The sequence below is a fragment of the Micromonospora sp. NPDC049799 genome (assembly GCF_040656655.1).
GTDB lineage: Bacteria > Actinomycetota > Actinomycetes > Mycobacteriales > Micromonosporaceae > Micromonospora.
Genome location: NZ_JBFAMU010000627.1, coordinates 1 through 2,592 on the forward strand (window position 1 = coordinate 1; position 2,592 = coordinate 2,592).

A 2,592-nucleotide genomic window follows, 5' to 3' on the forward strand; every position below is an offset into this window, starting at 1 on the left:
GCGTCGAACAGCAGGGCGCCCCGGGCGCCGGGGCGGGTCTGGGCGAGCATCTGGGCCGACATGACGCCGAGCGAGGGCCGACCAGAGCGCGTGGACGGTGTGGTCGCCACTGGGGGACCGGCTGCCCGTTCCGGCGCTCGCCGTGGCGTACGACGACGGGCAGCGGATGATCGCGGCGGCGCGGGCCGGCCGGACGACGCTGGACCTGAAGCTGACCGTGGACAGCCCCTACCTGTACGACGTGTGGCAGGTGTCGGAGGGGCGGGTGCCGGAGCGGATCCTGCACACCGTGACGGCGCGGAACACCGCCGAGGTGACCGCCCGCTACGGCGACATGGGCGGCGCCGAGTGGGCCAGCGAGCAGCGGTTCGGGTGGCGGCCGTGGCAGACGTACTCCTGGAACGACGACCAGCGGCTGGTGCGGACCGGCACCACCCGGCAGGAGTTCGTCAGCGCCGGTGACTCCTGGTGGCAGCACCGGATGCTGCACCGGATCATGGGGATGAGCTGGGGCAAGCTGGATCACGGTATGGCCCGGGCGCCCCGGCGGTACGCCGCCGACGACCGGGACGTCGAGACCTGGTTCGCCCCGGTCGTGCGGCCGGCGGTGCCGGCGGCCGGCGGAGCGCCGGTGCCGACGCGTACCGGGGACACGCTCGACCTGCGGGTGGCCGAGTTCGTCGACGCCGACGGCAACCACGGCGTGGCCGGCCGCGCCGAGGAGGCGGACACCGTCGAGGTCCGGGTCAGCCGTGACGGCCAGCAGATCGCGGACCTGTCCGAGGGCTGGACGCCGGTGCCCACCACCCCCGGCCCGGCCCGCTACCGGCTGGACCTGACGACGCAGCGGTCCTCCGACGAGTGGCGGTACGCCACGCGTACCGAGACGGCCTGGCAGTTCGCCTCGGCCCGACCGGCCGGGGACGCGGCGCAGCCGCTGCCGCTGCTCCAGGTGGACTACCGGGTCCCGGCCGACCTGCGCGGCGAGGTGGCCGGTGACCGGGCGCACCAGCTGGGGCTGACCCTGCGCCAGCCGGTGGGCGTACCCGCGCCGACCGGTACCCAGCTACGGGTGGAGGTGTCGTTCGACGGCGGGCGGAGCTGGCGGGCGGTGCCGGTGCGCGGCTCGGGGACCGGGTTCACCGCCGTGGTGCCGGCCGGCCACGGCACGGTGTCGCTGCGGGCACACGCCCGCGACGCCGCCGGCAACACCGTCGACCAGACCGTGCTCGACGCGTACGGGCTGCGCTGATTCCGGCGGGGGCGGGGCGGCCGTGTGCCGTCCCGCCCCCGCGGGCGCGCCTCAGATCCAGCCCCGCCGGGCGACCTGGAAGGCCAGGCCGGGCCGGGTGTCCACGCCGGCGAGCGCCATCAGGTCGGCCAGCCGCCGCTGCACGGTCCGCCGGCTCACCCCGAGCTGCGAGGCGATGGACTTGTCCGGTACGCCGGCCACGAAGAGCGACAACAGCCGGGCCTCGTCGGCGTCCGGCCGGTACCCCTCCGCGCCCCGGTCGACCGGCGGGTCGGACGAGCGCAGCGGCGTCGCCATCAGCCAGTGGCTCTCGAAGAGGGCGAGCAGCGCGTCGAGCAGTTGGCTGGGGCCGATCACCGCGGCGCTCGGTTCGCCGTCGCCCCGCTCCGGCACCAGCGGGCAGACCGCCGTCCGACCGTCCACGATGGCCAGCCGCACCGGCAGCCGGTCGAGGACGCGGGCCTCCTCGCCGGCGCGTACACCCTGCTCGACGTCCGCCAGCGCGCCCGGTTCGAGGAGCATCTCGCGCTCGTAGATGGCCCGGTAACGGACCCCGCGGGCCAGCGCGTCGAACTCCTCGACGTTCTCCTGACCGGCCATGGCCAGCGGGTTGGCCCGGCAGAACCAGAGCACCTCCACGCGGGCGCCGTTCTGCAGGTCCCGCAGGCGCTCGCGGAGCGCCCGCGTGCCGGTGACCACCTCCACCAGATGGTCGGCGTCCTGCCGCCGCATCCCGGCCCGGTACTCCTCGGTGAGCCGGGTGACCGCCGCCCGCGCCGCCTCCAGGGCTTCCTGACGGCGCAGCAGCGCCGCACCGAGCGGAACGTCGGGCGGCAGTGGTCGCAGCGGCGCGTCCGGCTCCGGCCCGGTCGGCAGCACCAGCCCCTTGCCGCGCAGCGCGTCGAGCCGCGCCAGAATTTCCGCGGGCGGGATGCGCAGCCGCTCGGCCAACTCCTCGACGCGGGCCGTGGTGAGGTGCACCAGGCAGCGGTAGAGGTCCTGCTCGCCGGGGGTCAGGCCGATCACGTCCAACACGGGGCAGAACTGTACGACGCCGTCGGTGACGCGACGACCCGCCCCGCGCCGGCTGGTCAACTGTCGGGGCCCGCGTCTACTGTCGGTTGCTGTGCTGGACGAGCTGCGCATCACCGGACTGGGCGTCATCGAGGACACCACGTTGCCCTTGACCGGGGGCATGAACGTCATCACCGGCGAGACCGGTGCGGGCAAGACGATGGTGGTCACCGGCCTCGGTCTGCTCTTCGGCGGTCGGGCCGACGCCGGGCGGGTGCGCGCGCAGCCCGGGCGGGCGATGGTCGAGGGCCGGCTGCGGCTCGCCG

At 75.5% G+C, this 2,592-nt stretch carries 3 protein-coding genes; 2 read left to right on the forward strand and 1 reads right to left on the reverse strand.

Annotated features, from left to right (window positions below):
* Window positions 1-97 precede the first annotated feature (97 nt).
* On the forward strand, window positions 98-1,252 hold the full coding sequence (locus AB0I76_RS27415; RefSeq protein ID WP_357041280.1) for a hypothetical protein: 1,155 nt from the start codon (window positions 98-100) through the stop codon (window positions 1,250-1,252).
* 51 nt (window positions 1,253-1,303) lie between these two features.
* Here AB0I76_RS27415 and AB0I76_RS27420 read toward each other — a convergent pair whose 3' ends face one another.
* Window positions 1,304-2,287 (reverse strand): TrmB family transcriptional regulator, encoded by a 984-nt coding sequence (locus AB0I76_RS27420; protein ID WP_357041283.1) that lies wholly within the window; start codon window positions 2,285-2,287, stop codon window positions 1,304-1,306.
* Window positions 2,288-2,378: 91 nt separating this feature from the next.
* Between AB0I76_RS27420 and AB0I76_RS27425 the strand changes: the two genes are divergently transcribed.
* Window positions 2,379-2,592, forward strand: a 214-nt coding sequence (locus AB0I76_RS27425) for an AAA family ATPase (protein WP_357041286.1), incomplete at its 3' end; no start/stop codon positions are given.